The 3,139-nt window shown below is 71.1% G+C and carries 5 protein-coding genes; 3 read left to right on the top strand and 2 right to left on the bottom strand.

What is annotated here, in order from left to right; all coding sequences use genetic code 11:
- Positions 1 to 51: 51 nt before the first annotated feature.
- Entirely contained in the window at positions 52 to 855 is an 804-nt protein-coding gene (locus AC1DY2_RS17835; RefSeq protein WP_476763625.1) for an SGNH/GDSL hydrolase family protein, read from the bottom strand.
- Between the two features lie 185 nt (positions 856 to 1,040).
- On the opposite strand from AC1DY2_RS17835, the gene AC1DY2_RS17830 reads away from it, so the two are divergent.
- The gene (locus tag AC1DY2_RS17830) at positions 1,041 to 1,367 is read left to right on the top strand and encodes a DUF7882 family protein (protein ID WP_476763626.1); all 327 of its coding nucleotides are present in this window, start codon (positions 1,041 to 1,043) and stop codon (positions 1,365 to 1,367) included.
- A complete protein-coding gene (locus AC1DY2_RS17825; RefSeq protein WP_476763624.1) occupies positions 1,364 to 1,618 on the top strand; it encodes a hypothetical protein in 255 nt (84 codons plus the stop codon). The genes AC1DY2_RS17830 and AC1DY2_RS17825 overlap by 4 nt, the downstream gene beginning before the upstream one ends.
- Before the next feature lie 24 nt (positions 1,619 to 1,642).
- Here AC1DY2_RS17825 and AC1DY2_RS17820 read toward each other — a convergent pair whose 3' ends face one another.
- The gene (locus AC1DY2_RS17820) at positions 1,643 to 2,176 is read right to left on the bottom strand and encodes a hypothetical protein (protein ID WP_476763623.1); all 534 of its coding nucleotides are present in this window, start codon (positions 2,174 to 2,176) and stop codon (positions 1,643 to 1,645) included.
- On the opposite strand from AC1DY2_RS17820, the gene AC1DY2_RS17815 reads away from it, so the two are divergent.
- A complete protein-coding gene (locus tag AC1DY2_RS17815) occupies positions 2,126 to 3,109 on the top strand; it encodes a Gfo/Idh/MocA family protein (RefSeq protein WP_476763622.1) in 984 nt (327 codons plus the stop codon). The genes AC1DY2_RS17820 and AC1DY2_RS17815 overlap by 51 nt on opposite strands.
- Positions 3,110 to 3,139: the final 30 nt, after the last annotated feature.

Here is a 3,139-nt window from a genome sequence, read left to right as displayed (position 1 = left end):
CAGCCGCGAGCACGACGCGGCGCCGGCCCGCGGCCGGCGAGAGTGCGCCGATCATCGGGCGGCGCGGATGGCCGCCGCGTAGGCGTCGTACCCGGCCGGGTTCGGATGGAACGCGTCGGCGTTCGGCGGTGCGACGATCCACGGGCTCGCGGATCCGAGGCCGTGGCCGGCGAAGTCGTCGGTCACGTCGACATAGACGAACCCCGGACCGGCGGCGGCGACGACGCCTTGGATCACGGCATTGAGCGCCACGACGCCCGCGTTCACCACGCCCGCCTGCGGGACGGCCGGATCGAGCAGCAGCGGATAGCCGGTCACGAGCACGGTGGCCTTCGGAGCGGCCGTGCGGATCGCGGCGAGTGCGCCGGCGAGGTCGGACGCCAGCATCGGGAGGTTCGCCTGGGCGGCGGCGACGGCGGCGGCGCACTGCTCGACGGTGCCGAGCAGGCATGCCGTCGTGACGGTGTCGAGCCCGAGGTCGTTGGCGCCCACGGTCAGGGTGACCAGCCGCGTGCGGAGGTCCAGGCCGCCGAGCTGCGTCGCCACGACGTCGTCGACCGTGGCGCCGACGCATCCGCGCAGCGATGCGTGCACGGTGAGTCCGGGGTCGGAGGCGAGGTCGGCCGCGTAGCCGTTCGGGCTGGTGAGGCACGCGTCCAGGTAGTCGCCGCCGCCCACGCCCGCCGCGTAGGAGTCGCCAAGTGCGGCGTATGCGGCCTTGTCGGCCGACGGGGGTCCGGGTTGGCCACCGGGGGCGGCCATCGCGGGGAGAGCACCGAAGAGGGTCGCCGAGGCGACGAGGATCGATGCGCTGGCGAGCGTCGTGAGACGCCGGGTTCTCGACAGCGTTGTCATGCACGGATGGTAGTGCGGTCCGGCGACGGCCGCCTGTCCCAGTTCGGGGCGCAGCCTCGGCGCCCCATGCGGGACGGGAGCGTCCTCGTCAAGGGGGGGCGGCGAAACACCCCTCGCACTATCCTTGCGGGGAAACGAGCACGTCGATGACCCGATCGAGCGGCGGCGCCGAGGAGGGAGGCACGGTGGGCAAGCTCACCTACGATTCCACGTTGACCGTCGACTTCGACGACCGCGTGCTCGCCCATCTCCAACTCGTGATCGCTGCGAAGCTCCGGCGCGGCGAGTCGTTCACCTTCAGCTGGCGAGACGATCCGGCGGTCGGCGACGGGCGGAGCGCACTGTGGATCCATCCGGCCATCCCGTTGTCGTTCAAGTACGCGGGCGGGCGCCAACCGTCGATCAATCGAGCCTGGATCGAGGTGCTCATGAGTGCCGCGAACTCGCCGAGCGGCCTGCACCTGATCCCCGAACCCGACGACGTCGTCCCCAGCGGAGAGCGGGAGCCGTGAAGCGCATCCAGATCATCTACGCGGGTCGCGACTTCTCCATCGGCGAAGAGGACTTCGAGGCCATGAAGGCCGCGATCGAGCAGGCGAACCGCGACGGGCGCGCCGTCTGGATCACGGTCAACCACGGCGAGGGGCGGCCTCAGCCCGCTGAGCTGCTGATCGGGCCGGGCATTCCGGTCGCCCTCATGCCGGTTCCCGACGAGCCGCCCGGCCCCCAGCCCGACGGCGAGGGCACGGTGGGCACGTCCTAGGCGGGCTCGGACTCCATCCGGCCCTCAGACCTCATCGGTCCAGTCGTAGTCGACGGACGACTCGCGATCGGCCGCATGATTCGGCACCGGATGCATCGGCGCGAGCTCGGCGGTGAGTGCCTGCAGCCGCGCGACGATCTCGGCGTCCTCGATCTCCTCGTAGCCCTCCGGATCGACCCGTTCGGTCACGAGTTGGCTGGCCGGACCGACCAGGAAGCGCACCCGACTGAGGCTGCCGTCGTCCTCGTGTCTGACCGGGATGTCGATGGTGCCCGCCGCGCTGCGCGTCGCCAACGCGGCCGCATAGGCGACGAGGGCCTGTGCGATCTCCGTGCCGGTGAGGAAATGGTCGCCCGCATAGTAGATCCGCTCCATACTCCACAGGTAGTGCACGCTTCCGACCCGATCAATCCCTTGACTCGACGGCTCGCGGGTGCGGGGGTGCGGGCATCCCACCCCGTCACGGACGCGCCGCCCGGCCGTCGAGGCCGCCGCTAGGCTTGCGCCATGACGGAACGACTGCGCTGGGGCATCCTCGCGACGGGTGGCATCGCCCATGCCTTCACCCACGACCTGAAGCTCAACGGATTCACGGTGCAGGCCGTGGGCTCGCGCTCCCAGGAGTCCGCTGACGCCTTCGCCGCGGAGTTCGACATCCCGACCGCGCATCCGAGCTACGAGGCCCTCGTCGCCGACCCCGAGGTCGACGTGGTCTACGTGTCGACGCCGCATCCCCTCCACGTCACCACGGCGCGCATGGTCCTGGAGGCCGGCAAGCACGTGCTCGTGGAGAAGCCGTTCACGGTGAACGCCCGCGAGGCGCAGGAGCTCGCCGACCTGGCGAGCGAGCGCGGGCTGCTCGTCCTCGAGGCCATGTGGACGAGGTACCTGCCGCACATGGCGCGCATCCGGCAGATCATCGCCGACGGCAYGCTCGGCGAGGTGCGCACGCTCATCGCGGACCACACGCAGAAGCTCTCCGACGACCCGACGCACCGCATCAACGCGCTCGAGCTCGGTGGCGGGGCGCTCCTCGACCTCGGCATCTACCCGGTGTCGTTCTCGTGGGACCTGTTCGGCGCGCCGCGCACCATCCAGTCGACGGCGACGTTCAAGGACACGGGCGCCGACGCGCAGATCGCCAACCTCCTCGGGTACGACGGCGGCCGCGTCGCGTCGATCCTGTCGGCGAGCGACACCCTCGGCCCGAACACCGCGGCCGTGCTCGGTACCCTCGCCCGGATCGAGATCGACCACGTCTGGTACACGCCGACCTCCTTCCGCGTGGTCGCCGCCGACGGCACCGTCGTCGAGGAGTTTCGCTCCGAGGTCACCGGCCGGGGCATGCACTTCCAGGCCGAGGCCGTCGAGCGACTGGTCGCCGAGGGCAACCTCCGCGRCGACCTCCTCACGATCGACGAGACCGTCGCCATCATGGGCACCCTCGACGCCATCCGCGAGCAGATCGGGCTGCGCTACCCGGGCGAATGACGGGCGGGCGGGGCCGCAGCGCACTCGGCT

It is taken from the genome of Agromyces sp. P1_H4 (genome assembly GCF_056405255.1).
The sequence above is the reverse complement of the archived record's forward strand: the minus strand, read 5'-3'. Positions and strand labels throughout refer to the sequence as shown.